Source organism: Streptomyces sp. NPDC048434 (assembly GCF_043200375.1).
Classification (GTDB): Bacteria; Actinomycetota; Actinomycetes; order Streptomycetales; family Streptomycetaceae; genus Streptomyces.
The window spans coordinates 1-1268 of sequence record NZ_JBICXQ010000095.1; the positions used below are offsets into that span (position 1 = coordinate 1).

1 protein-coding gene is annotated in these 1268 nt (G+C 75.4%); it reads right to left on the reverse strand.

The features are described 5' to 3' along the window. Nucleotides 1-1250 (reverse strand): AAA family ATPase (locus tag ACGFWI_RS39025; protein WP_393910804.1); only part of this gene is annotated, 1250 nt, incomplete at its 3' end. Between the last annotated feature and the right edge of the window lie 18 nt (nt 1251-1268).

Sequence of the window (1268 nt, forward strand, 5' to 3'; positions counted from 1 at the left end):
TCGACGAGCACGGCCGGCCGGTGCGGGGCCGCCGCGGCGTCCGCGTTGTCCCGCGCCGCCCAGAGCGCCTCCACCGCGGCGGCGGACATCCGGCCGCGTTCCAGGGGCCCGAGCCGTCCCCGCGTGGCGTGCTCCACCAGAGGCGACCGGAAAGCCCAGCCCCGGGGAGCGCCGCTGTCCTCGCCGGGCAGTTCGTCGAGGAGTCCCGCGGCGATCAGGCGGCGCACGCCGTCGGCGACCTGCCGGTCGGACAGACCGGTGGTCTCGGCCACCAGCGTCATCGCCGTCCGGCCGAGCGGCCACAGCACGCTCAACGCCGCCGCCGTCGTCCGGCACGGTTCACCGAGCTCGTGCAGCGCCCTGATGAACCGGTCCTCATCGGGCAGCACCGGCACCGGCGCGCCCGCGGCGAGGAAGGCGTGCCCGTCGGCGATCCGCACCGCGTCCCGCCGCGACCACTCGGTGAGCAGCGCGTCGGCGGCTGCGGGAATCCCGCGGGTCAGCCCGAGGACGCGCTCCACCAGGGCCGGGTCGGGCACCGCCTGCGACCGCCGCGCCACCATGTCGGCGATCTGAGGTCGTGTCAGGCGTGGCAGCTCGATCGTCAGCGCCTTGTCCGCCTGCGCCAACAGTGTGACGGCGCGGTCTTGCCGGCGGCCGGACGCGGCGTCGCCGGCTCCGGTGGCGTGCCGTACCGACGTGATCACCAGCCGGACCTCCGGGAGGTGCCGGGCGGCGACGACTCCCAGGACGTCGAGGGACGCCGCGTCGGCGTACTGCGCGTCGTCCACCACCACGGCCACGGGCGCCGCGTGTGTCAGCACGGACACCAGCGCGTCGGCGAGCGCCGCCCGCTCCCCCTTCTCCGTGGCGGCCAGCACCTCGGCGTCCAGGTCCGCCCGGCCGGCCGCAGGCTGCCTCCCGTTGACCGACCGGTGCTCCCGCACCGCGGTGACCATCCGCAACGCCAGCAGGAGCGGACGATCCTGGTCGCCGCGCACGCAGACCAGCGGCAGGACCATGTGATCCCGCGCACGTAGCCGTTCGGCGGTTGCGTGCGCGAACGCGCTGCGCCCCGCGCCCCGTTCTCCGTGGACGAGCACCAGGCCGGATCCGTCCGGGTCGTCCAGGCAGCGCTCGAACTCCCCCAACTCCTGTTCACGGCCCATCAGATGCACGCTTGCGCCGTCCGCCCACGTCGCCGTGGTACCGCGCACCGCCTCGGCTTCCGCCGGCCGGCCACTGTCCACGGGACCTCCTCAACGACT